This window comes from Moorena sp. SIOASIH, assembly GCF_010671925.1.
Classification (GTDB): domain Bacteria; phylum Cyanobacteriota; class Cyanobacteriia; order Cyanobacteriales; family Coleofasciculaceae; genus Moorena.
This window is the reverse complement of sequence record NZ_JAAHIH010000001.1, coordinates 1,627,454-1,652,015: the sequence shown is the minus strand read 5'-3', so window position 1 is coordinate 1,652,015 and position 24,562 is coordinate 1,627,454. Positions and strand designations below refer to the sequence as shown.

The 24,562-nt window shown below is 45.1% G+C and carries 19 protein-coding genes and 1 pseudogene; 4 read left to right on the top strand and 16 right to left on the bottom strand.

Annotated features, from left to right (window positions below; genetic code table 11):
* Nucleotides 1-24 precede the first annotated feature (24 nt).
* From F6J90_RS07205 to F6J90_RS07190, 4 genes are all read right to left on the bottom strand, one after another.
* On the bottom strand, nt 25-558 hold the full coding sequence (locus tag F6J90_RS07205; RefSeq protein ID WP_293091765.1) for a peroxiredoxin: 534 nt from the start codon (nt 556-558) through the stop codon (nt 25-27).
* A gap of 129 nt (nt 559-687) precedes the next feature.
* The gene (locus F6J90_RS07200) at nt 688-1,017 is read right to left on the bottom strand and encodes a YbjQ family protein (RefSeq protein WP_071108104.1); all 330 of its coding nucleotides are present in this window, start codon (nt 1,015-1,017) and stop codon (nt 688-690) included.
* 85 nt (nt 1,018-1,102) lie between these two features.
* Nucleotides 1,103-2,494 carry an NAD-dependent malic enzyme gene (locus F6J90_RS07195; RefSeq protein ID WP_293091764.1) on the bottom strand — a complete coding sequence of 464 codons (1,392 nt, stop codon included), beginning with the start codon at nt 2,492-2,494 and terminating at the stop codon, nt 1,103-1,105.
* A gap of 64 nt (nt 2,495-2,558) precedes the next feature.
* Nucleotides 2,559-5,420, bottom strand: a complete 2,862-nt coding sequence (locus F6J90_RS07190; protein WP_293091763.1) for a tetratricopeptide repeat protein — start codon at nt 5,418-5,420, stop codon at nt 2,559-2,561.
* 232 nt (nt 5,421-5,652) lie between these two features.
* Here F6J90_RS07190 and F6J90_RS07185 point away from each other — a divergent pair, with 232 nt between their 5' ends.
* The gene (locus F6J90_RS07185; protein WP_293091762.1) at nt 5,653-5,778 is read left to right on the top strand and encodes a hypothetical protein; all 126 of its coding nucleotides are present in this window, start codon (nt 5,653-5,655) and stop codon (nt 5,776-5,778) included.
* 119 nt (nt 5,779-5,897) lie between these two features.
* Here F6J90_RS07185 and F6J90_RS07180 read toward each other — a convergent pair whose 3' ends face one another.
* The 4 genes and pseudogenes from F6J90_RS07180 to F6J90_RS43480 all read right to left on the bottom strand — a co-directional run bounded on the left by F6J90_RS07180 (nt 5,898) and on the right by F6J90_RS43480 (nt 10,888).
* Nucleotides 5,898-6,167, bottom strand: a complete 270-nt coding sequence (locus tag F6J90_RS07180) for a hypothetical protein (protein WP_293091761.1) — start codon at nt 6,165-6,167, stop codon at nt 5,898-5,900.
* 81 nt (nt 6,168-6,248) lie between these two features.
* Entirely contained in the window at nt 6,249-6,506 is a 258-nt protein-coding gene (locus F6J90_RS07175) for a hypothetical protein (RefSeq protein ID WP_293091760.1), read from the bottom strand.
* 832 nt (nt 6,507-7,338) lie between these two features.
* On the bottom strand, nt 7,339-9,867 hold the full coding sequence (ppsA, locus tag F6J90_RS07170; protein ID WP_293091759.1) for a phosphoenolpyruvate synthase: 2,529 nt from the start codon (nt 9,865-9,867) through the stop codon (nt 7,339-7,341).
* A 664-nt stretch (nt 9,868-10,531) separates the two neighbouring features.
* Nucleotides 10,532-10,888 (bottom strand): annotated as a pseudogene (locus F6J90_RS43480) (adenosine-specific kinase).
* A gap of 692 nt (nt 10,889-11,580) precedes the next feature.
* Between F6J90_RS43480 and F6J90_RS07165 the strand changes: the two are divergent.
* Nucleotides 11,581-11,724, top strand: a complete 144-nt coding sequence (locus F6J90_RS07165; RefSeq protein WP_293091758.1) for a hypothetical protein — start codon at nt 11,581-11,583, stop codon at nt 11,722-11,724.
* Between the two features lie 312 nt (nt 11,725-12,036).
* Here F6J90_RS07165 and F6J90_RS07160 read toward each other — a convergent pair whose 3' ends face one another.
* The 3 genes from F6J90_RS07160 to F6J90_RS07150 form a co-directional block, all read right to left on the bottom strand.
* Nucleotides 12,037-12,573 carry a universal stress protein gene (locus tag F6J90_RS07160; RefSeq protein WP_293091757.1) on the bottom strand — a complete coding sequence of 179 codons (537 nt, stop codon included), beginning with the start codon at nt 12,571-12,573 and terminating at the stop codon, nt 12,037-12,039.
* A 319-nt stretch (nt 12,574-12,892) separates the two neighbouring features.
* Complete coding sequence (locus F6J90_RS07155) at nt 12,893-13,033, bottom strand: hypothetical protein (protein ID WP_293091756.1); 141 nt, start codon at nt 13,031-13,033, stop codon at nt 12,893-12,895.
* 332 nt (nt 13,034-13,365) lie between these two features.
* Entirely contained in the window at nt 13,366-17,526 is a 4,161-nt protein-coding gene (locus F6J90_RS07150) for a filamentous hemagglutinin N-terminal domain-containing protein (protein WP_293091755.1), read from the bottom strand.
* A 256-nt stretch (nt 17,527-17,782) separates the two neighbouring features.
* Between F6J90_RS07150 and F6J90_RS07145 the strand changes: the two genes are divergently transcribed.
* Nucleotides 17,783-18,073 (top strand): DUF3288 family protein, encoded by a 291-nt coding sequence (locus F6J90_RS07145; RefSeq protein ID WP_293091754.1) that lies wholly within the window; start codon nt 17,783-17,785, stop codon nt 18,071-18,073.
* On the opposite strand, the gene F6J90_RS07140 is transcribed toward F6J90_RS07145, so the two are convergent.
* The 5 genes from F6J90_RS07140 to F6J90_RS07120 all read right to left on the bottom strand — a co-directional run bounded on the left by F6J90_RS07140 (nt 18,013) and on the right by F6J90_RS07120 (nt 22,583).
* The gene (locus tag F6J90_RS07140; protein ID WP_293091753.1) at nt 18,013-18,165 is read right to left on the bottom strand and encodes a hypothetical protein; all 153 of its coding nucleotides are present in this window, start codon (nt 18,163-18,165) and stop codon (nt 18,013-18,015) included. The two genes, F6J90_RS07145 and F6J90_RS07140, sit on opposite strands and share 61 nt — an antisense overlap.
* A 54-nt stretch (nt 18,166-18,219) precedes the next feature.
* Complete coding sequence (locus tag F6J90_RS07135; RefSeq protein WP_293091752.1) at nt 18,220-18,432, bottom strand: hypothetical protein; 213 nt, start codon at nt 18,430-18,432, stop codon at nt 18,220-18,222.
* A 157-nt stretch (nt 18,433-18,589) separates the two neighbouring features.
* Nucleotides 18,590-19,987 (bottom strand): MlaD family protein, encoded by a 1,398-nt coding sequence (locus F6J90_RS07130; RefSeq protein WP_293091751.1) that lies wholly within the window; start codon nt 19,985-19,987, stop codon nt 18,590-18,592.
* A gap of 45 nt (nt 19,988-20,032) precedes the next feature.
* Nucleotides 20,033-20,704, bottom strand: a complete 672-nt coding sequence (gene bioD / locus F6J90_RS07125; RefSeq protein ID WP_293091750.1) for a dethiobiotin synthase — start codon at nt 20,702-20,704, stop codon at nt 20,033-20,035.
* 13 nt (nt 20,705-20,717) lie between these two features.
* Nucleotides 20,718-22,583: a serine/threonine-protein kinase gene (locus F6J90_RS07120; protein ID WP_293091749.1), complete on the bottom strand. Its 1,866-nt coding sequence runs from the start codon at nt 22,581-22,583 to the stop codon at nt 20,718-20,720.
* A 655-nt stretch (nt 22,584-23,238) separates the two neighbouring features.
* Here F6J90_RS07120 and F6J90_RS07115 point away from each other — a divergent pair.
* Nucleotides 23,239-24,231, top strand: a complete 993-nt coding sequence (locus F6J90_RS07115) for a ribose-phosphate pyrophosphokinase (protein WP_293091748.1) — start codon at nt 23,239-23,241, stop codon at nt 24,229-24,231.
* Nucleotides 24,232-24,562: the final 331 nt, after the last annotated feature.

Genomic DNA, 24,562 nt, shown 5'->3' with positions numbered 1-24,562 from the left:
GCTTTAACTAAGGTTGGAGGGATGTTACTTTTTAGCTGACTTCAAGTATGCCAGCATGGTATCTGCATCTGAGACCTCGAAGGGATCAGTAGGGCAGTTATCTTCATAGCCTGGTTCTACAAACATTTTTTCAATCTTACCGTCATCTACCACCATAGAGTAGCGCCAAGAACGCATACCAAAACCGAGATTATCTTTTTCTACCAACATCCCCATTTTGCGGGTGAATTCCCCATTACCATCGGGTAGCAAGAAGATATTCTGAACCCCTTGCTGTTTGCCCCACTGGAACATCACGAAGGCATCGTTGACAGATAAGCAGATCACTTGATCAACCCCTTGTGCTTTGATCTCGTCATAGAGTTCTTCATAGCGGGGTAAGTGGGTTGATGAACAGGTGGGTGTAAAGGCACCAGGAAGGGAAAATAGCACGATACGCTTACCGCCAAAAATTTCCTGTGTAGTGCGGTCTTGCCAGCGGAAGGGATTGGGTCCAGGAACTGACTCATCTCTGACTCTGGTCTTAAATACTACGTCGGGTACTTGATTGATAACCATCTTGTCTGACTCATTCCTTTATGGTTGTTACTATTTAATCGTAGTCGTAACGAGTATGAGTTGTCAAGTAAATTTAGCAGATTGAGGTAATTAACAGTTGACGGTTCACCGTCAACTGTCAACCAACCCTTAATTCTTGATTTTGATGGCTGTGCCAGTCGCGGTAATCAGTAGCAGCACCCCCTTTTCATCAACGTTAATTGTGCCAGTATCCATAGCAATGCCAATCACAGCATCTGCTCCTAGTTCTGAGGCACGTTGCTTCAATTCTTTGAGGGCTTCTTGGTGTCCTCTTTCAAAGACTTTTTCATAACTGCCAGTACGTCCCCCAATTAAATCTCGAATACCGGCAAAGAAATCCCGCAGTGCATTGGTGCCGTAAACTACCTCAGCAGTGACAATGCCCAAATACTCTTCAACAATCGCACCTTGAATAACATCAGTAGTGGTTACAATCATCAGTCCTGCCTCAAAAAATAGATTAAATGCGATCAGAATAGCTAATTTCTAGAGCTCAATCATGAAATTATCGAAATACAAGTACTTAATGGCATGCTACACCATCCTGACGTGCTGCCCTTTGCACCGCAGCAGCAACCGCAGGAGCGACTCGCTCATCAAATACGGAGGGAATGATATGTTCTCGATCTAAATCACTGGGATTAATCAGGGATGCGATCGCAAAAGCTGCTTCGAGACACATATTGACGGTAATGGTTGACGCCCGACAATCTATAGCGCCACGAAAAACCCCTGGAAAAGCCAGAACATTATTAATCTGATTCGGATAGTCACTACGACCTGTAGCCATTACTGCTACATCATCTACTACTAATTCTGGCTGAATTTCCGGGATAGGATTAGCCATAGCCATGACAATGGGCTTGTTTGCCATCGACCTGACCATGTCTGGGGTGAGAACCCCAGGTACACTGACGCCAATAAACACATCGGCATTGCCAATGGCACCAGCCAGAGTACCCGAAGCATCCACAGCAAATTCTTGCTTTTGCTCAGTCAAGTTAGGGCGTTTAGTAGAAATAATGCCTTGGGAGTCGCATATCCAAATTACACCTGCACCAGCTTTACGGAGTAACCGGGCAACTGCCATACCGGCAGCGCCAGCTCCATTAATAACAATTCTTACCTCTTCTAGGGATTTCTTGACTAGCTTCAGGGCATTGGTCAAGGCAGCAAGGGTGACAATAGCGGTACCGTGCTGGTCATCGTGAAAGACTGGAATATCTAACTCCTGCCGGAGTCTGGCTTCAATATCAAAGCAACGGGGAGCACTGATATCTTCTAAGTTAATACCACCAAAAACCGGTGCGATAGTTTTAACGGTTTCCACAATCTTATCCGTATCTTGGGTAGCTAGGCAGATAGGAAAAGCATCAATACCAGCAAATTCTTTGAACAGCATTGCTTTACCTTCCATCACTGGCAAAGCCGCTTCTGGCCCTAAGTTACCCAACCCCAACACTGCACTGCCATCGGTGACCACAGCAACCATGTTGCTTTTAATGGTAAAGGAGTAGAGCTGTTGTGGGTCAGATGCGATCGCTTTACAAATCCTACCCACACCAGGAGTGTAAGCCATAGCCAATTCAGATTGATGCTTGAGGGGGATTTTACTGTTGACACTGATTTTGCCACCGCGATGGAGGTTGAAGGTGCGGTCATAGACATTTAGGATTTGGACATCGGGAACTTCCTTAACCGCTTGTACAATCTGTTCAGCGTGTTCACTGCTAGCTGCATCTACGGTAATCTCACGAGTAGCAATTTTCCGAGTTTTCTCGACCACCATAATTTCTCCCAATTGACCGCCAACAGATGCGATCGCTTGAGTTACGCTGGCTAACATCCCGGCACGGTTGGGGTATGTTAAGCAAATAGTCAAACTGAAACTAGGATTTGGGGTCAGGTCTACCATGCTGTATGATCTGGGATTTTAGAAATATCTTGACGCAAGTTTATTTCCTGCTATGTCACGGATTCTAGCCTCCAATCAACTGCCAGAACCGATCATCTTCTGAAATAGCCTCAAAATCCGGGTCATTACTGGCCTCTTCCCGATACCTTGGATTTAGCTCAATCGCCTGCTCTAGGTTTTCCACAGCTAAGGTCACTTGACGCTGCCAAGAATAAACGATTGCTTTGTTATAATAACCAGCAGCATACTCAGGTTGAATCTCCAAAGCCCGATTAATGCTTTCCAATGCCTGATCATTCTGTTCTAGCTTGACTAAGGTAGAACCTCTGTAATTCCAGGCTTTATGGGAGTCGGGATTTAATTCAATAGCCTTGTCAAAAGAGGCAACAGCTTCTTGGTATCTTTCTAATACATCTAGAGCCATGCCTCGATTCAACCAGGCTACTGTATCATCTGGCTGAACTTGGACAGCTTGGTCGAAGGATCCAAACGCCTCTTCATGCTTTTGTAGCATGCCTAGTGCGACTCCTCGGTCAACCCAAGCTTGATGATAATTTGGCTGAATTTCTAGGGCTTTGTCATAGGAAGCGATCGCATCTTCGTAGCGTCTCAACCGTCTTAGGGTCATGCCCCGGTTTAACCAAGCTTTGTAGTGGTCTGGCCTGAGTTTAACCACCTTATTAAAAGCAACCACTGCTCCTTCATACCGCCGCAGTTCCATTAAAGCCAAACCTCGTTGATACCAGCTATCTGGGTCATCTGGCTTGATTTCAATTACTTTGTCATAGGAAGCGATCGCATCTTGATACTGCTGTAATTCCCATAGTGCCATACCTCGCTGGTACCAAATATCAGGGTTATTCGGTTGAAGGTCAAGAACTTGATCATAGGAAGCGATCGCATCTTGATACTGCCCTTGAGAGAATAGACTATTGCCCTGATTCACATAGTCATCTGGATTCAAGAACAACTTAGGATGGTTCGATTTGAGGCGTTCTAATTGTTCCGTCAGAGTTTGAGTGTTTTGCAGCACTTCAGACAGAGCAGCTTCTGCAATGGATGTTGGGGAAATCTCTGCTAGTTGTTGTATAATCTTCTCCTTCTCGGTTTGAGCATCAGATTCCACCTCAGACAGCTGAGCAGCCAAGGTGGTTTCCAATTTGTCCAGATTTTGAAGGATTATATCTTTTCGCTTTTGAATGTCCGACTGTAAATCAGAAAGTTGAGTTTTAGCCTCTGTTTCTAATTGTTCCAGACTCTGAATGGTCTGAGCCTTTTGGGTTTTAATTCCTGATTGAGAATCAGAAACCTGAGTGTTTAAGTTAGCCTCTAGCTCTTTCAGATGCTGGAGAGTCTGATCGATTTGCCCTTCAATCTTCGACTGGGATTTTGAAAGTTGTTCAGTAATGTCATTTCCTAATTGTTCTAGCTTCTGAAGAGCTAAATCGATTTTCTGTTGAGCTTTTTGTTCAGCATCCACCTTAATGTCAGATAGCTGAGGAGTAAACTCTGTCTCTAGCTGTTTTATATTTTCTAGGATTAAATCCCGTTGCTGTTGAGCCTTGGCTTCAAGTTCAGACAATTTTGAGGCAAACTCTGTCTCTGATTGGTTCAGTTTCTCCAATACTTTATCTTGATGCCCTTGGACATTTGCTTCGAGTAAGGATAGTTGAGGAGCAAAATCAGAGGTGAGTTTTTCTAGATTCTTGAGGTAACTGTTCCTTTCTTTATCAGCCTTTGCCTTAAGCTCAGACAGTTCAACAGCAAAATCAGACTCTGATTGATTTAGTTGCTGCAGGACTTTATCCTTATGTTCTTGTACATTCCCCTGAAGTTCAGATAGTTGAGGAGCAAAGTCAGCCCTTGATTTTTCTAGGGTTTGCAGGTAATCTTCGCTTTGTTTTTGAGCCTTGGCTTTCAATTCAGACAGTTCGGAGCCAAACTCAGTCTCTGATTGGTTCAGTTTCTTCAGTATTATCTCTTTCTGGCCTTGCACATCCGCCTGGATTTTAGATAATTCTGGAATAAATTCAGCACCTAATTTTTCGAAATCTTTTAAAGTTAAGTCCTTTTGGTTTGCCGCAGTTTCTTTCAGGTCAGACAATTCGGAGCCAAACTCAGTCTCTAATTGATTCAGTTTCTTCAGGATTGTCTCTTTCTGGCCTTGCACATCCCCCTTTAGTTCAGATAATTGGGGGGCAAACTCAGCGCTTAAGTTTTCTAGATACTTCAGAAAACTATCCCGTTGCTTTTTAGCGTCTTGCTCGAGTTTAGACAGTCTTGATGCCAAGTCAGTCTCTAATTGTTCTAGCTCTTGTTGAGTATCGTTTTTTTGCGTCTTGATTGTCGTTAATGCCTGTTGCTGGGACTGAGACAATTTGGATAGCAGCTTAGATAGATTTTCTCGTTTAACACTTAGGTCTTGTTTAAACTCTGCCGCCTGCTGATCTAGCTCCAAGGCAATGTCTTCAGTTTTTTCGAGGATACTTTGAACATTTTTATTGGCACTGGCAATCCTATCTTCCAAGTCAGTCAGTTCATTGAGGTGAGCTCTCACGATTTGGGCAACCTCACGAATCACAGACCTTCTTAGCAGCCACAACGCTGCGATCGCAGCCACCAGTAGCAGTACCAGAGTCACCAGCACAATCAGCAAAACATTAGACAGGAGCGTCACCCGCTGAAAGCTAAGATTCGCATCAGTTTGAACTTGCTTTTGACTTGAGCCCTGAGCGACTATCTGTTTTGGAGGGTCACTTTCGATGGATTGGGCACTGCCAAGGCCAACAGGCAACAGGAAGAATGACAAAACAATAGTACTTCGCCACACCAGTGCTAACATGTCTTGATTTTTACGCTTCATCAGAACGTCCTTTCTCTGTTGGTCATGTTGTGCTGCCCATAGAGGCTCTATCTTAGGTGCCAAGATCAACTCCCCTACTTAAATCCATTTCTTCTAGTTTGCCACCTCCATCACTGAAAGGGTTAATGCCGTTTGATCGCAGTTTTCAAATCCGTAGACCAATCCGTAGACCAATCAGTAGACCACAGTTAACACACCGTTGGTTACACCAACAGCTCATTCTCAGCTTACCCCCTAATCAGCTATGGCGCTATCCAAGCAATACAAATTCGTGAAAGTAAGGCTACAGATCCAGATGGCCAGATCGGGAGATGGCCAGATCGGGAGATGGCCAGATGAAATTAATGTGCAATTAATCCAGGAATTAACGAGAATCCCTACCTTCAGAAGGCAGGGATTCTCGTTAATTGCTATAATGTAGTATACTGTCAAGGAAACTTAGTACTAGTACAGGGGACAGCGAAATAAGCGTGTAGGACCAGCTCCGACCTTTGTAGATGAAAGTGGTGACTTATTTCTGCCAGCCTGGACTAGGTGGAATCAGTAAAGTTTACGTTCTTCCCACAAGAAGCAGTAGTACGGTACACTGCCCAAGCCAGCATTAGTCAAAATTGATACCTTTATGACTGGGTTGGGTTCACAATTGTCTTCCTCAGATATCAAATCTAGGTTGGCCTGGTTAAAGAAGATGCCTGAAACCCGGCTTTTGATAGCTTGGAAATTATGGGCCATCCCCACTAGCACAGATAACAGCGTTTGCCAGACTACAGCAAAGGTTGGTTTGATGGTTTCGTTAATTGTTGTTAGCATGTCAACACCCTTTATAGTATGGATTGAAAAAAAATTGTCTTAAAATGCACCCTTTAATACCCATGGCCTACTTGCACTGCTTCAACCTTTCCAAAAGAAGCAGTAGTACGGCACATTGCCCAAGCCAGCATTAGTCAACATTGACACCTTTATGACTGGGTTGGGTTCACAATTTTCTTCCTCAGATATCAAATCTAGGTTGACCTCGTTAAAGAAGATTCCTGAAAACCTGGTTTTTATAGCTTGGAAATTATGGGCAATCCCAAGGAGCACAGATGATAGCGTTTGCCAGACTACGGCAAAGGTTGGTTTGATGGTTTCGTTAATTTTTGTTAACATGTCAACACCCTTTATAGTATGGATTGAAAAAAAATTGTCTTAAAATGCACCCTTTTATAGGCTTGTCAAGCTTTCACTTGTTCCACTGCTGTCTGTGGATCCTGTTTACCCGTGAGCTGTGCCATTCAAGAAACCCTGATTAGCGATACCACAAGCCCGAAGACATCTAGCTAGTAGCTATTACGGGTGGTTTCACCCATAGTTATGGCTAGCATGGTTTTTCCCTTGAGCTGACAGCAAGAGAACTAGTGATTTCAGCTCATCTACATTTGATAAACTTCGGAAAATCAAAAATGGTGGAATTTGTTCTATTTAATTACCCATTCTTGATTTATTTTCTAATCTTTAGATTTTATTTATATTTCTCTGGAGCTATCATCCCCAATTCCTCCTATTTTATATTTCTTAAACAAACAAGCCTTGATTGAACGTCAACTTTATGGTTAGCCAAGGTTTTTCTATGGTTTCGGACCAGTTAATCCCTAGAGCCTTGGCGTATCTTAAAGTTTTGTAATGTAATTTTTGATTTGGAATTACATGAGAATTTATTGCTATTAACTCATCCTTCCTCCAAGGTCATCTGCGATTGTTGATCAACAAGTAGGCGACATCAATCACCAAACTCGGCATCGTTGCGGTGCGACCCGTGGCGAATTTAATTCTTAATGGGTCAAGCGCACCGGAGACGTTTTGAACCTAGAAGCTACTTGCAACTTGCCCCTAAATGCGACGAGATTCTAGTCATCTCTATGGGGGAAAACATTGAGGTATTTGGTTAGGTGTAATGTAGATTTCTTAATACCTAACACTCTTAACACCTAATAGCGGGACACTAATTTACTCCTTCTACCTTGGCGATATCCAGAAGTGTCTTTAGTACCGAGTCAGGGTTCAAGCTGATGGAATCAATTCCCAACTCCACTAGGAAGCAGGCAAATTCCGGATAGTCACTTGGTGCTTGACCACAAATACCAATCTTGCGACCATTTTTCTTGGCTTTTTCTATCACCATCCGCACCATCTGTTTCACTGCTTCGTTGCGTTCGTCAAAGATATGGGCAACTAAAGCAGAGTCACGGTCTAAGCCTAGGGTTAATTGAGTGAGGTCATTAGAACCGATCGAGAAGCCGTCAAAGATTTGGCTATACTCGTCGGCTAGGATGACATTACTGGGGATTTCACACATCACATAGACTTGTAACCCATTGTCCCCTCGCTTCAAGCCATGTTTTTCCATTTCCGCCAGCACCCGGCGACCTTCATCAGGGGTGCGACAGAAGGGAATCATGGGGATAACGTTTGTGAGTCCCATCTCATCCCGTACCCGTTTGAGTGCCTTACATTCCAAACCATAGGCTTCCCGGTAGATTTCATCACAGTAACGAGACGCCCCTCGCCATCCTAGCATCGGGTTCTCTTCCCTGGGTTCAAACTGTTGACCCCCCAAGAGATTAGCGTATTCATTACTCTTGAAATCTGACATCCTGACGATAACTGGTTTGGGATAGAAAGCAGCAGCGATGATGCTAATCCCGTTGGCTAGTTTATCCACAAAGAAGTCAGGTTTATGGTCATACAATGCTGTCAGCTGGGCAATTTCTTCCTTGACGGATGGATCTTCGAGTTCATCGAAGTGAATCAACGCCATCGGGTGTGCCTTAATGTGATTGGCAATGATGAACTCAAACCGGGCTAACCCCACCCCATCGCAGGGAAGAGAAGATAGACTAAAAGCTTTCTCTGGGTTCCCCACATTCATCATGATTTTGGTGCGGGTGCGCGGTAGGTTGTCAAGGGGGGTTTCTTGCACCTCAAAGGGCACTAACCCTTGATAAACCTTGCCTTCATCTCCTTCTGCACAGGAAACCGTCACGGCTTGGCCTGTCTTCAACTGGTTAGTGGCATTGCCACAACCCACAATCGCGGGGATACCCATCTCACGGGCAATGATGGCAGCGTGACAAGTGCGACCTCCTTGGTTAGTGACGATAGCACTCGCTCTCTTCATGATAGGTTCCCAATCCGGATCTGTCTTGTCCGTGACCAATACCTCTTTGGCTTGGAAACGGTCAATCTTGTTCACATCCAGAATTACCCTTGCTTTGCCTTGACCAATCATTTCACCGACAGCGCGACCGGTGGCTAGCACAGACGTTGCCTGCAATGTCTCTACATCACCTTTGAGTTGATAATGACAAATAACATTGGCAGATTTCTGGGATTGTACAGTTTCCGGACGGGCTTGAACAATAAAGAGTTCACCGGTTTTCCCGTCTTTGGCCCACTCAATGTCCATGGGGGTGTAGCTACCCCGCACCTGGGAATAGTGGTCTTCAATGATGCTAGCCCACTTGGCTAGGGTAAGAATTTCCTCATCATTGATCGCGTATTTTCCCCGTTCTGATGGCGGCACTGATATATTTTTCGTCAGTTTCCCGCCGTCATCATAGACCATTTTGACTTCTTTGCTGCCTAGACGTTTGTCTAGGATAGGGCGATAGCCATCTTGGAGAGTCGGCTTGAACACTAGGTATTCATCAGGGTTGACTGCTCCTTGGACAACGTTTTCACCCAAACCGTAAGCTGCTGTTACTAAAGCGGCATTTTTAAATCCGGTTTCGGTGTCGATGGAGAACATCACACCAGACGACGCTAGGTCTGAGCGCACCATTTTCTGGACACCGACAGACAGAGCAACATCAAAATGGTCAAAGCCTTTAACAGTTCGATAGGAGATGGCACGGTTGGTAAAAAGGGACGCAAAGCATTTGTGACACGCTTCTAAAACCGCTTTTACTCCGTGGACGTTTAGATAGGTTTCCTGTTGACCAGCAAAGCTAGCATCAGGTAAGTCCTCAGCGGTGGCACTGGAACGAACTGCTACATCTGTATTGTAATTTGACTGTAGGCAAGTGTCCCGATAATTTGGCTCAAACTGCTCACAGAATTCCTGGGGATCATTCCCATAGCGTTGGCATAGTTGTTGGTATGCTTGCGCGATCGCATTGGCTAGTTCTTCTGGGAATGGCGTATTGAGGATTAAGCTTCTCGCTTGCATCCCCCGTTGTCGCAAGTTATTGACATCTTCCACATCCAGGTCAGAGAATCCCTGACGCAGCTTGGCTTCTAACCCAGCTTTCTCAATAAAGTATCGATAGGCATAGGCTGTAGTAGCGAAGCCAGTGGGGACTCTAACTCCTACTGGTGTAAGTTGTCGGATCATTTCCCCCAAAGAGGCATTCTTTCCACCGACTATGGCGATATCGGCAATACCAACTTCCTCAAACCAGAGGACGAAGGCTTTGTCTTTAGCACAGTCTTTGGCAGATGGTGGGGGTTTTTCTGGAGCAGTGATGACCATAGGATGCTTCTCCTGAGGTTGACTTCCAAGGGGAGTACTGAGGGTTTTCTGCCTCAATGGGATTGTTCAATGGGATTGTGAAAAGTCCGATGAAGCACCTGAAGTTGTGGCAGTTGCTGAACTAGCCTTAACTCAAGGCTTAGCCTGTTCGCGACTATGACAACGTCACCTTATGACAACCTCAACGAATATGCCATTCTCTTAACTCTAGCCTAGCAATTCGTTTCTCCCCTTCATTGAGCTATCAACTCGATCGCAAAGCGTGAGCAAAGCTCAATCGGGGCTGATACTACTAGTTTAGAAAATTTTCCTCATAGGAGGTCATCTTTCTTTACTTTATTTTATATACAACACAGATGTTGTTTAACTATAAATCAGAAATGATTAAGTAGAAGTCAGAAATGATTTAAATTTTTTATAGATATAAACAAGGGGATGAGTTTTAGTTAATTTCCAGGCTTTGGCTTATCTCCCCAGATTTTTGTAGTTTATTTTACATAAATTTCCTGGCAGTTGTAGTTTAGTTTACATAAATTTCCTGGCAGTTGCTATATGGTAAAAAACCTGAAGAAAATAGTGATAAATTTATCAATACCATTATTTTCCGTCTCTGGTGCAACAGACACGGAAATAGCTTACCGCTAAAAAAAACCCCCTTACCCCCTTAGCCCTTCATCTGTTGAATTTTAGCTACAATCTCCTGTACCGGATTGGCGGTGGAGCAATGGATAGGGCAGACTTCTGGGCACTGCTGGATGGCATTCAAGAAGTTGAATGGGTATGCTCCTTTGGGTACAATCAGGAAGCTATGTCCAGATGCGCTCCCACAGCGTCAGCAAAGCTGAATCCCTTGAGGATTCTGAGTTGGATTAGATTTAAGCGTTGGATCATTTCCTGTAGCTCGGATCAAGTATGATCCAGATGCTTGACAGAAGACGATGCCAAATTTTAGCTGGGTCGAAGTTCGTATCATGACCTGATATAAGTCAACGACCGTTTTAATAAAGTGGGCGTTACCAATAATGATGATGTTACTCCCCCTGACGAAATTTCTATCCTAACCACTTTGAGTTCGATTGTCACCGACCTCTGAGCCTCAGTGAAACCGTAAAAACACTAAATTGAAACAGTAAAAACACTTTACTAAACGGTAAACCTATATATTATCTCCAGCCGAAGTAAAATGACTGCCAAAATGCCAAATATCTACTGGCATCATAGATAGTTCTTCTGATGCCAGGTGGCAACCTGTAGATCTAATTATCACCTCAGCATTGACAAAAATGCATAAGTATGAATATAGCAAAGGGAACAGGGAACAGCGGATCACCGGAACAGGGAATATGGGATCAAAATTCTCACAATTCCTACACGGATTGCTATACAAGCAAACTAACATCAACAAGCCACGGTTGTTGAGAAATTACCGGAGAAATAACTCCCACAACTTACACAAAACTGGACTCCAAAACCTATAATATCAAGTCAGGTTGAATACCCATAATTAGAGGGAGGGTGGGAAGTGTGGGGAGGGTGGGAAGTGTGGGGAGATGCTGACGGGGTGACAAACAGCCTTAAAAGGTTTACGGGGTGTGGGGTGTGGGGTGATGGGTGTAGGGAACCCACCCCTAACCCCTCCCAGGAGGGGAAGATCAGGAGCTGGCGGAGTGGCGACGGGACGGTTAAATCAGGTTTCGGAGCGATTGTTATCCAATGGCTCACTCCAAATTCGCTTCTATTTTCCCCACACCCCACACCCCACACCCCATACCCTGTCTAGTTTTTAGCCTTGTTGTCACCCCCTCAGGGGGAGATGGGGAGATGGGGAGATGGGGAGATGGGGGAGATTTTTATTAAGCGATGCAGCGCGGTCTTGGGGAGGCAGCGCGGTCTTGGGGGTTCCCCCCATGAGCGACTGCCGTGGTTTCCCCCATGAGCGACTGCATCAAGACAGGGTAATTATCCCGACATGATATAAGTAGTAGGGTGCGTTAATAACGCACCCTACAAGTAGAGTTGTTGCGGAATTCCTGTTCTCAAAAACAGACTAGACTTCTGGTGGAAGTAAGAATGATTAGTCAAATCATTAGTGATGAATCAGTCTATTTGAGCCATCTATGTAAAAAATGCATAATCCCTAAAGCCTTAGAATGTCAAGGGTATCTATCTCTACTTTGTATCTGTAGTTACTGGAGTGGCTGTAGTGGTTAAGTCAATGCTTGGGGTTGCTACCCCTTGAACTACCAACACTGAGCAAGGAGCATGGTGAACAACATAGTTACTGACACTCCCGAGTACTATTTCTTTTAAACCCCCAAGCCCTCGACGACCTAGAACAATTAAATCCGCACCCCACTTTTGGGCTAGATCACAAATTCCTAGACTCGGATCTGCCAATTGACAAGATACTTCGGCAGCAATACCCTGAGCATTTGCCTGTTGAGCATAACTCCTTAGCCACCCTTTGTTTTCCTCAACGTGTTTTTGCAAATTTTCTTGTTGAACCTTTCGCAGACTACCATACAGGTCTACATCGGCTATGGTGCCAAGACCGATGTAAGGAGTCATCAGTTCCTGAGTTTCCCAAAGGCAGTGTACTAGCATCAGAGTGCTCTGTTCTTTTTCGGCTAGGTCTAAGGCGTGTTCAAACACTGCTTCTGCTTGGGATGAGCGGTCGATTGCTACCAGAATCTTTTTGTAAGCCATGATAATTTTTTCCTCGTATCTTCAAATGGGGTATCGAAGACATGGAATTTAGGCACTGCCAGAAAATAAATCAGGGGTTGCCCTTGTAGCGGAAAGATAGGGAAGATGGGGACGATCGCAAAGCGTGAGCAAAGCTCAATCCTGACGTTCACTGGAGGCGAGGAGCACCGACATTGGAGACGTTGATTGAATAGTTTCCTGTAGTCAGTTTTGTAGTCAGTGGTGTAGTCAGATGTTACTCGATGTGATACACTTCTATAATTTAATTCTAGAAAAACTGCTGGGAGATCTTAACTACTCCTTAACTATTTGTAATACTTTAGCAAAGGGAGTAGGGAGTAGGGAGTAGGGAGTAGGGAGTAGGGAATATGGCATCAAAAATTCTCACAATTCCTACACCGATTAGCTCTGATTCGCTTAATGATAGATAATTAGCTGTCCGGCAAAATTCATCCCACACCTATGCTGCGCATTAGGTGTGGGATGAATTTTGCACAGAGTATGTATGGAATTGCTATAATATATGTACTGATAAACAAAGCCGTTCGCGTAGCGTGGCCTACGGCCTTAAATGCTGGTTTGTCAGCTATTTAACTAGCGAAAAAATCGAATTTTTGTATTGTTCCGGCGCGGAGGGGCATGCCGTGTCGTTAATAAAGCAAGCCTACGTATCCGAACCGTTGGGTGGAGTTGGCAAGAAGCCCACACTGAACCTGTAAGGTCAGTGTGGGAGTATGTCACTAGGGTTAATGATTAACAAACCCTAAAACTAGAGTTATTGCGGAAGTGCTGTTACCTTACGCAATAATAAGGTTCAAACCAGGAAATGAACGGACTCGACTGAACTGAATCAGCCACTAACTCTACCACTCCGTCCTTATTAATAATCCATCGATTAGCTTCAATAATTCTAGACGGACGTGAGTTACCTGCATTGGAAGCATTGGAAGGTAAGATAGGATTTTTGCGGCGGCGAGCGCTGTGGCGAGGTAATGGACGTAAATCTACCCACAGGGTTTCACCCCGAAGCGGTTTAGTGGGGTCTGTGGGTAAGCCACCCCGCCCAAATTGGGTAAATTGATTACCTTCATCAGTACCGCAACCAGTGGCAACTAGCAGTTTAGGATTAACAAAATTGTCTGGTAGCTCGAATAATGCAGCACTAGGGTCGGCGGAAGGTGCATTAATTTCCACAGTACCGCTAAAGGAAGCTCCGCGTTCGGAAGAGGCGGTAATATCACTATCTGGAGTTTGTTGGTCTCGAAATTCAGTACCAAAAATGCCTAAGGCATTGATAATCACTTGTCCCCCAAAGCTATCTTCAGCATTGGCCGTGATATCGCTATTGTCTAGGGCAACTAGCAAGTCAGTATCAATAGTAATGTTACCGCCAGTGGCAGCACCTTTCGCATTGGTAGTGATGTTACTGCGATCGCCCATTACAATCCGCTGGGAATCCAGAATAATATTCCCCTTATCACCAGCACTGACTTCAGCAGAAAGGGTAGCTTGATCTAATACAATCGAGGAGGCCGTAATGCTGAGATTACCCGCCTTGGCATTATCCCCATTACCACGAGCACTGACGGAAATTTCGGCACCATCACGAACTCTCAAGTTGTTGCTGGTAATGGTCACTGAACCCGCAGGGGAGTTTTCCACAGAGAAGGCAGCAATGCGACTAGGAAACTGACCATCCTCTGAAATACCAGTGATATCTATGTCATTAACATTGAGGATGATATCCCCAGCTTCACCATCCCCGAAGCTAGAAGCAATCACCTGTCCACCATCGAAGATGTGCAACCGTTGAGCATCTATCTCTAATTTACCGCCATTGCCAGTGGCTCCTGGATCCACGGAAACTAACACACCACTGACAGTGTCAGTAAAATCAACAAAGGGATCACTGACCTCGACCGACCTTGCCTGAATCGTAATACTGCCAGCATTGCCAGCACCAACCGCAGAAGCTTGGAGACGTCCCCCTTCAGCCACTTGCAAATGCCCAGTTTCAATAACTATATCGCCCCCATTCCCACCAGTTTGCTCCCTAGTAGTACCAACAGTTAATAAACTTGTATATAGGCCACTAGAAAATGTACCATTACCATTAGTGCCAATCACATCTACCGACTCTGAGGCATCTACCCTGATATCTCCAGCATTCCCAACTCCAGTGGTATCAGAGAAAAATGCTCCTCCATCACTGAGAAGCAAACGGTCAGTTTTAATGGTTAAATTGCCCCCATCGCCGAAGCCCTGTGTAGATGTATAAAAGCCGCTAGAAAAAAAACCATCAGGTGAGCTACCAATGGCTTCGACTAAGTTAGCTCTAACCAGTACACTACCCCCATCCCCATTACCCTGATTAATCGAGCGAATTTGAGCGCCATCACGTAACTGCAAAAGTGGAGTTTCAACAACCACCCTCCCAACCTTGCCAGTTGCTCCAAGTGTGGCGTCGCTCTGGATCTCCCCTCGCTCTTCAACGGTTGTAGCTGAGAGGATCACAGATTCATTCGCGGTAATGCTAATCTCACCAGCATTACCGGAGCTGGATGTGGCAGTACTTACAATACCCCCGTTCAGCTGTAATTGTTTGGTATCAATCACTAGATTTCCCCCATTGCCACTACCTCCGGCAATGCTTGACAATAAGCTTGATGCATTATTCACTTCCAGCAATGAGCCCACATTTAAGGTAATCTGGCCACCACTACCCGCATCAAAGGTATCGGTGGAAATTCTGCCACCATTATTGAGTATCAATTTGTCAGTATTAATGGTTAAGCTGCCACCATCCCCTGTGCCTGTCGATTCCGAAAATAAGCCGCTTTTGGCTTCCACATTAGGATTAAAGTTAGCTGGATTGAAAGGGTCTTCCGGTAACGAGACTCCATCAGTACCTTGGTTTTGTAGAGACACTTGCAGGGTGTAAGTGTCCCCCACAAGTGGGGTTGGGCCGTTGATCAATTCATTATTACTAGCATCCGAGGCGAAGGCAGCGACTCCGACTAAGTAAACCCCTGACTCAGTGATGGTGGTATCAATTAATGAGTCTGTGGTGAAACTGCCAAAGACTTGTCTACTGCCACCGGCACCATCAGCGGCTTGAGAATCGTCATTGACCTCTAATAATTCTCCTGTACCTTGATTAAACAGGAAAATCTTGCTATCTATGTTGCCGTCAGAGTCAGTAAAGCCATTGTCGATGTCGAAAATAGCTCGACTGTTGCCATTCGTGATACTGAAGGAGAAGTAATCAACTTGATTTTCCGCTGCCCCCAATACGGTGGTGCCATTAATAATCTGTTCTGGAGTCCGTTCAATGGAAACATAGGGAATTCCTAATGGTCCGGATTCCGCTACGTTGGGATTGGGTTGAGTAATAAACTCCAGAGCATTTAAGTCAAAGGTTTCTAAGTCCAAGAAAGGATTAGGGACAAAATCCCGACTTTCCCCAGAGATAGTAACGCTTTCAGTAGCATTAATCTTGATATCTCCAGCATTGCCGTTGTTGGTGGTAGCAGTGACAATCTGTCCGCCAGTTTCAAGGACTAAGTTATTGAGGTTTAGTGCGATCGCACCGCCATTACTACTACTATTGGTAACTGTACCGATAAATCCCCGATTAGCTAGATTCAGTGAGCCAAAGGAATTTTTAATGGTAATCTTGCCTCCAAAGCCACTAGTGTCAGCAGCAGAACGAGTCAGAATCCCACTAAATAACCCATCTTCAGTGAAACCAGAGATATTAATCTCACCATTAGCATTAATCTCAATATCTCCTGATGCCCCATGGCTATTGGTAACAGTTTGAACTCTTGAGCCACCAGTGATGGTCAGAGCCCTAGTGGTGAGCTCTATGTTGCCGCCATTGCCTATCGCTAAAGTTTCTAAATCATTAGCAATCAAACTCCTATCACTGAGATTAGTATTGCCATTAGCGTTAATGGTAATATTGCCAGCTACGGCATCTGGTATTGATGCTCCTGAAGTTAATCCAGCCTGTAACTCACTGGCTGACATCTCGAAATTCGCACTATTGATCGTAATATCTCCGCCACTGACATTAGTGACATCTACCAAGCTACCGTTAGTCAAGGAAACATCACCTCGTTCGACTCCATCGGGAAAACTGACGGATGTCGCGCCATTGAGCGTAACAGTTCCTGGAGTGGATAATCCTCCTAATTCCACCCGTCCCCCTGGCACTTGCAGGGTGGCACCATTGAGGTTAACCTCTCCCCCAAGTAAGGCCATAGTTTGCCCGGTCTCGATCCCTAAGGTAGCTCCTGTCACGTTTACTGAGCCAGGATTGCTACCATATTGCAAACCGGTGGGAATATTAATGGTTAACAATGGTGGGGCATTTGGATCAGTAGCGCTAAAGTTGAAACCATTGTCAAATACAGCACTATCAGCAGTGCTAGCGAAAAAGGAGCCTGCTACATCTAAGCTCGCATTGGCTCCAAAGTTAATACCATTAGGATTCAGCAAGAATAAATTAGCGCTACCATTTACTCCCAAGGTCCCCAGAATTTGAGAAAGGGTGCTGCCAGTGACACGAGTCAAAATATTAGTAATGCCATCGGGATTAGCAAAATAGACTCGTTGACCATTACCGACATTAAATTCCAGAAAACTGTGGAATAAGTTACTATCTCGAATCGCTCCCCCTTCGATTAAATCGGCTACTGCACCACGGATAGTCTGATTGGGAGTAACTTGAGAATTTTCATCCCCCAAGGTACTATCTGGGATAATTTGAGCTAGAGTCGGTGAGGCGAGTAATAAACATAGACTACTGACTTCGAGTAATCCCAGTAAGCCCCATTGCATTCGTGAAATGGTATCTCTGGGTAGGTTTTGTATGAGGGGATTAGTGCTGTAGTGGGAACTAGATAAGGAATGAGCTTTGTGGGCAAAGGGGAAGCTTACGCATTTCATAGATAGACCTGACCGATTAGTCTCAGACTTAGAGTTCCCCCCACTGTTGGTCAGAGTAACACCTGTGATGAACTCAGAGCTGGCAGCTTTAGCAAAGGGAACTTCGGATATCGGAACAGAAAAAAAATCCTGTGTATCTGATTAGGTTAGAAACCGCTATATCAACAAAAATCAAAGTATTTTTAAAGCTAAAACCCTAAATACCAATTATTAGTTATAATCCGAATTATTTGACTATTATTAATACTATTATTAAATGGAAGGAAATCAAGACCAGCAACATCCTCAGGAAAAACGCGATCGCGAAATAGTTAACCGTCTTTTACAACAACAACCCAATGAATACAACTTGGCGGAATTAGCCCGACTGCGGATTCGCTATGACAGCTTTCCCGGTGCTAGAGCCATTCAAAGAGACTTGGATTTACTGCTCCAGCGATGGCAACTAACAGAACCACAGCTTTTTGAGAAAACCCTTACGATTCATCAAGCCGGTAAGGCGTATAGACGAGACAACAGTTCTGGAAGCCAGGATGACTGGACGTGACTCTCTTTGCTGAAGTCGGGAACAGGGAATAGGGAACAGGGAATAGGGAGTAGGGAGTAGGGAGTAGGGAGTAGGGAGTGGGAAAAAATCATGTTGGTTTTTCAGTACCTTTTATGATAAATTTCCAGTTAAAAAACTCAGAAAGCTTACTGTAAAAGCGATGCAGCGCGGTCTTGGGGAGCCAGTGCGGTCTTGGGGAGGCAGCGCGGTCTTGGGGAGGCAGCGCGGTCTTGGGGAGGCAGTGCGGTCTTGGGGGTTCCCCCCATGAGCAACTGCCGTGGTTTCCCCCATGAGCGACTGCCGTGGTCTCCCCCATGAGCGACTGCCGTTCCCCCAGCAACTGGCGTGGTTTCCCCCATGAGCGACTGCATCAAGACAGAAAAATTAGGCTCTTCAACTAACAAAATTTCCTGAATACGGCCTCTGACCACTGTTCCCTGTTCCCTGTTCCCTGTTCCCTGTTCCCTGTTCCCTGTTCCCTGTTCCCTGCTCCCTGCTCCCTTTACTAGATTAATTTCATTTAACCGGTTTCCTAGGGGCTGGGGGTAAAAGCTTAAACATCTGTTTTTGTTGATCTGGTTTAAGGTTCTGATCAGCGGGAGCTATTGGATCGATCTTAGGTAGATCGATCTTAGAGGGAGACTTAGGGATGGGAAGGGTTTTAGCTGGATCATTAGACGAGGCGGTGTCTATAGCAGTATTCAGAGCTTCCAGTTGTTGAGATATCAAAGCCTGCTGTTGCAGCTGCTCGGTAGAAGACACTAAGCCGCTGAGTCCATTAACTAAATCCTTGACATTGCGGCGAAACGCTGGATCCCCAGTCAGATCATCTAGGTCAGCGGTAATCTTTTGAGCATTTTCAAACGTAACTCTTGCTGAGTCTAGGGTTTGTTGCAATACCAGTAAATTAGTAGGACTGTTGAGAGTATTGGAAACATTACGTAAGTTAGCAGATGCTTGGGCAGCATTAGCCGATAGGTTTTCTAAGTTCCGCAGCATCTGTGATACATCCGTTTGATAAACCGCTGAGTTAACCTGATTCGCGGTAATAGTTAAGTTGCTGGTCAATACACGCAGATCTTGACTGGCCTGAGAGATGCTATCCAAGGTGGTGACCAAATTTCCCCGATTGCTTACCAATAGTTGATTGGCAGAGGTAATCAGTTGATTGAGTTCCCTTGCCGTTTGGCTGTATTGCTGGGACGTACTAGAAATGCTACTGGTTGCCAACCCGATTAGACTAGATGTTTGATTGGCAGCACTGGTCACAGCATTCGTTGCGTTGGACAAGCCTGCTACCTCTTGCCGCACTATCCGGGACAACTGGGTCATCTCTTTGCTAAGTTCTGACACGTCTCTGGCGGCATTGGAGGCATTTTCCGCAAGACTATTGATTTTGTCAAAAAACGCTGGATCAGCATAGAGTTCAGCAATGCGATTTCCGTTCCGTAGGAGGTCAGCAAAGGTGGAACCCACATCACCATTAATCTGATCTTCTTCACAAATAACTAGGGAAGAATTACATTGTGCTCCGAAGGGTGTAAGACTTTGAGCAGTTGCAGGTAATTGTCCTAGGGGCATGATATCAACATTGGTAGCACCAATTAAACCCGATTGATTAGCTTCAATCTCGACATTGCGGGGGATTAACAATCCAGGGTCATCAATTTCAACGGTGACATTCACCCCATTAGTACCGGGTTCAATCTTAGTGATTCTCCCAACTTGGACACCGCGATAGCTGACTGATGCCCCCACTTGCATACCAGCAGCGTTGCCAAAATTGACAATGAATTTATAGCTCTTTCGACCTAAGGTAATGCCACTAACCCATACAACAAGTCCACCGAAAACAGCAAGTCCTGCTACTATTAATAAGCCAACGGAGCCTTCTCGAATCGTCCGCGATCGCATAGTTTAACCTTTTTTAGCCTTTCCCCTCACATTTACCATCATGCCTCACCAACCACTGACATCCAAATTGGAACCCACTTGAGCAAGTTTCGAGTAGTCCATTGGGTCAGATAGATGAGGTAAAATCCCCAAAACCTTAACATTGGTTAGAGTCTCGATTAACCTAATCGGAGCCAACTGATTAATTTCTTCGGAGGTACGAGGTTGGACGCAATTGAGGACAATGCCTTTGAGGTCAACTCGTGATGAGCGTGCCAGGGCAACATTAGCAACCACTTGTGCGATCGCTCCTAATTCTATCGGCGCAACCAATACCGTTGGCAATCGCCAATCCCTTGCCAAATCTGCCACAATCAGTTCATGAGTCACCGGTGAACCTAGTCCTCCCAAAGCTTCCACCAAGACCACATCCCGCTGACTGCGCAGAGTATTGAAGCCTTGCCAGACCTTTTCGAGGTCAACCTGTCGTCCTTCTATATCTGCAGCAACTGGTGGTGCTGCAGGGGTTTTAAACTCCACGGGTGTGATCTCCTCAAGGGTTTGAGCCAAGTCAAATAGTTGGTGGTAAATTTCGCGATCGCCAATTCCCGTTTGAATCGGCTTGAATATCCCCAGACTCTCTTGAGGATGGTAAGTCTGCCAATAAGCAGCGATCACAGAAGTCAAAACCGTTTTGCCGATCTCTGTATTGGTGCCAGTAATTAGTAATACGTTCAAGATTGACTCACTCTCAGTCCGTAAGGCTAATATCTACAGCAAAGTTTCTTTCCTGTTGAGCAATTACATCTACTATATACTCACCAGAACTAGGCAGCTGACCTTGCCACTTTTGCACCCCTGAAGCCTTTTCCACTAACTTGCCATTGGGATAGCGGATAGTTAAAGCCACATCACTTTCAATCACATCTAGCTTCAATTGCTGACCCTGTTTAGCCTTCACCAAGTAGCGCTGAATCTTTTGGGGGCTAGTGCGACCCAGTAGCCGCAAACCCTTGCTTCCCTGCAACAAATTGACCCGTTCTATCTTATACTCAGCAGTCGGTTTGGATTTTGGTTTCGGCTTCGGTGCTTCTGTTAACCTTAATCCTAGCTGATAATCGCTATCGGGTAGACCCTTCACTGGACTCAGTTGAATCGTGTAGTTGCCAGTGAAAAGAAATTTCCCTTCCCATTGCCGCACCCGCTTAGCTCGATTGTCCACTGGTTTTCCGTCCGGTCCGAGCACTGTCATCAAGACCCCTTCGTCACTGAGATCTGCCTTCAGGGTTTGGTCTTGTTTACCCTGGATAATGTAGTTAATAGTGTGATTAGCCTTTAAATTCCTGGATATAGAAAGGGTTTTACCAGCAGAAAGCTCTAGAAGCTGACTGTAGATCGGACTAGGACTCACTGACACCTTAGGACTTGGAGATTTGCCAGTGTCCTGCTGATTAACATTGCTCACCCAGACCCAAGAGCCTATTCCTGCCAGCACCGCTAGTCCTGTAGCTATCCCAAGCAACGGCCAAGGACTATTCCAGATAGAGTTACCCGTGGCTTGAGACATCACCGGGTAACTCGGTTCTGCACCTCTGGCCTCCCTGGGTTTCCCAGGTTCAGCTGATGCCACTGTCGTGCCTGGTATTGGCTTGGGCTTTGGCAGTTGGGGAGTTAACCCAGAAGCTTGAAAGGCATACAATACTTCCCTAGCGGATTGGTAGCGATCGCTTGGTTGATCACTAACCATCCGATTTAATATCTCAGCTAACTCATCGCTAACCCTAGCCCAGGGACGCCAGTTCCAAGTCAGATTAGTATTATCCACCAGTTCTCCTGGTTCTTTCCCAGTCAGTAGCACTATCGCAGTCACTGCTAGGGAATAGAGGTCACTACTCGGATACACCTGACCTGTCTGAATTTGCTCCCTGGGAGCGTAGCCGCTTTTGCCAATACTAGTTGTTGGTGTGGGAGTATCGGGCAATTGAAGACGAGTTGCCAGTTCCTGTACCACACCCAAATTAATCAAAACCGGTATACTGTCCGTCTCCCGCATGATAATGTTATCAGGTGTGATATCTCGGTGAATAATCCCTTGGCTGTGGATGTAGTCCAAAACTGGCAAAGATTGCTGCAATAGCTGACGCACTTCCGTTTCTGATAAGACTCCCAAGTTGGTCGGGCTAGCAGCTATTGGGGGTGATTGGACTTCCCCATCCAGATTAGAAGATAGAGGTTGGCTTTGATTCTGAAGGGCTTTGCGTTGTTCTAGTAAGTCACCATAGGTTTTTCCCTCTACGTAGTCTCGCACCAGAAACAGTCGTCCGTCCTCTTCAAAGGTAGCTCTGAACTGAGGAATTTGCTGGTGTTCAATTTTATACAGGATACCTGCTTCTTGTTGAAACAGTCGCCTTGACTTATCTAGATTATTAGTTTCTGTCTGAGGGGGAATAAATTCTTTCAGGGCACAAAGTTCATTGAAGCGCCCTTGATCCTCTACCAGGTAAGTCCGATTGAATTCCCCTTGGTCAAGGACACGGAGCAGATGGTAGCGATTTTGCAGAATAGTTCCAGAGGCAATCGGTGGTTCCATCGGTGGTAGATCAGTTGTTACGCACAATGAGGCAGGAGGAGTATTCTTGAAGTTTAGACTTATTTCGGTTGCTTTGGAACTTCACCGGTTGAGCCACAGAGTTGAGCCACAGATAAGTTGATCACCATATACATCAGGGCTTACCCAAAACTGGACTCAAAACACCCTGATGGTGTAGAATCCGGAACCAGACCCTACAAGTATAGTTATTGCATAAATCCTGTAGGGAATAGGGAATAGGGAATAGGGAATAGGAAATCAGAAATAGGGAATAGGAAATAGGGAATAGGGAAAAAATACTGTGTACCTAATGAATATGAGAACCGCTATATATGTTGTTCGGGTTTCTTAGAACATCACTACCTGTTCATTGCTATCTTATTGTGGTGTTGAATTATCTCAAATAACTACCTTACTTGACTAGATGTACAGTTGATCGAATTAAGTACAATAGTTAATTTTCGGATTTGAGTAAGAAACTTAAAAAACCTGCTTGAGTTATCAGGTTCCTGTGATGGCAATACACTATATATAGAGTCTTTATTCAACACCTCTGTTAGGTCAACGCTATAAAAATTAATAAAATATTAATCAAATTTAAATAAATAATTATAAAAATTATTATAAAAGGGATATTCGTAGAATGTTAAGATCGCGTTGAAATAAGCTTCGAGGGTTTGCTGTGAGCAGTTCAGTTACTTTAGAGCTTCAACCTATTCTGCCCCAGATAGCCGATAACAATCGTTTAAGACTATTTTCTGGTTCGGCAAATGTTTCCCTTTCTCAGGAAGTAGCACGCTATCTAGGTATCGACTTGGGACCGATGGTACGGAAACGATTTGCTGATGGGGAGCTCTATGTCCAAATTCAAGAATCCATCAGGGGGTGTGATGTTTACCTGATTCAACCAACTTGCTATCCGGTGAATGATTACCTGATGGAGTTACTGATTATGATCGATGCTTGCCGTCGAGCCTCAGCGCGGCAAGTTACTGCTGTGATTCCTTACTATGGTTATGCTCGAGCAGACCGTAAAACCGCTGGCCGTGAGTCCATTACAGCGAAACTGGTGGCTAACCTGATTACTGGAGCTGGTGCTAATCGGATTTTGGCAATGGATTTGCACTCCGCTCAAATTCAAGGTTATTTCGATATCCCCTGTGACCATGTCTACGGTTCACCAGTATTGCTACAATATCTGGCTTCTAAAGACCTAACCGATCTGGTAGTAGTTTCCCCCGACGTTGGTGGTGTGGCTAGAGCCAGAGCGTTTGCCAAAAAGCTATATGATGCTCCTCTTGCGATTATCGACAAGCGCAGGCAAGCTCACAATATCGCTCAAGTCATGAATGTGATTGGGGATGTCAAGGGTAAAACTGCGGTGTTAGTCGATGATATGATTGACACCGCTGGCACGATTTGTGAAGCTGCCAAAGTACTGCGTCAAGAGGGGGCTCGCCAAGTCTACGCTTGTGCAACCCATGCCGTGTTTTCCCCACCAGCTGTAGAGCGCCTCTCTAGTGGGGTGTTTGAAGAAGTAATTGTTACCAATACTATTCCACTACCGGACGCCAAACGGTTTCCACAGCTGAGAGTGCTTTCAGTGGCTAACTTATTGGGTGAAACCATCTGGCGTATTCATGAAGACTCTTCTGTCAGCAGTATGTTTCGTTAAAAATCCCCCCTGGAGCAGGGGGGATTTTTAACGGTTGTGTTGAGTGTTGAGTGTAGACTAGATACAATAAATGGTTAACGGTCAAGTCGCTTGACCGTAGGTCACGCTTCGCGAACGCTCCAATTCAAAATTAAAAATTATTAATTCAAAATGACAATCAGTGGGGGCTTGTACCCGCCACTGATTGAAGACCACTGAAGTCGAGCAATCCCGTAGCCTATGGCTACGCTTCGCGAACGACTTCAGTGGGGGCTTGTACCCGAAATTAATTCATTCAAAATTTGTTCTAAACTTGATTCGTGAATTTTGAATTTTGAATTTTGAATTCCCC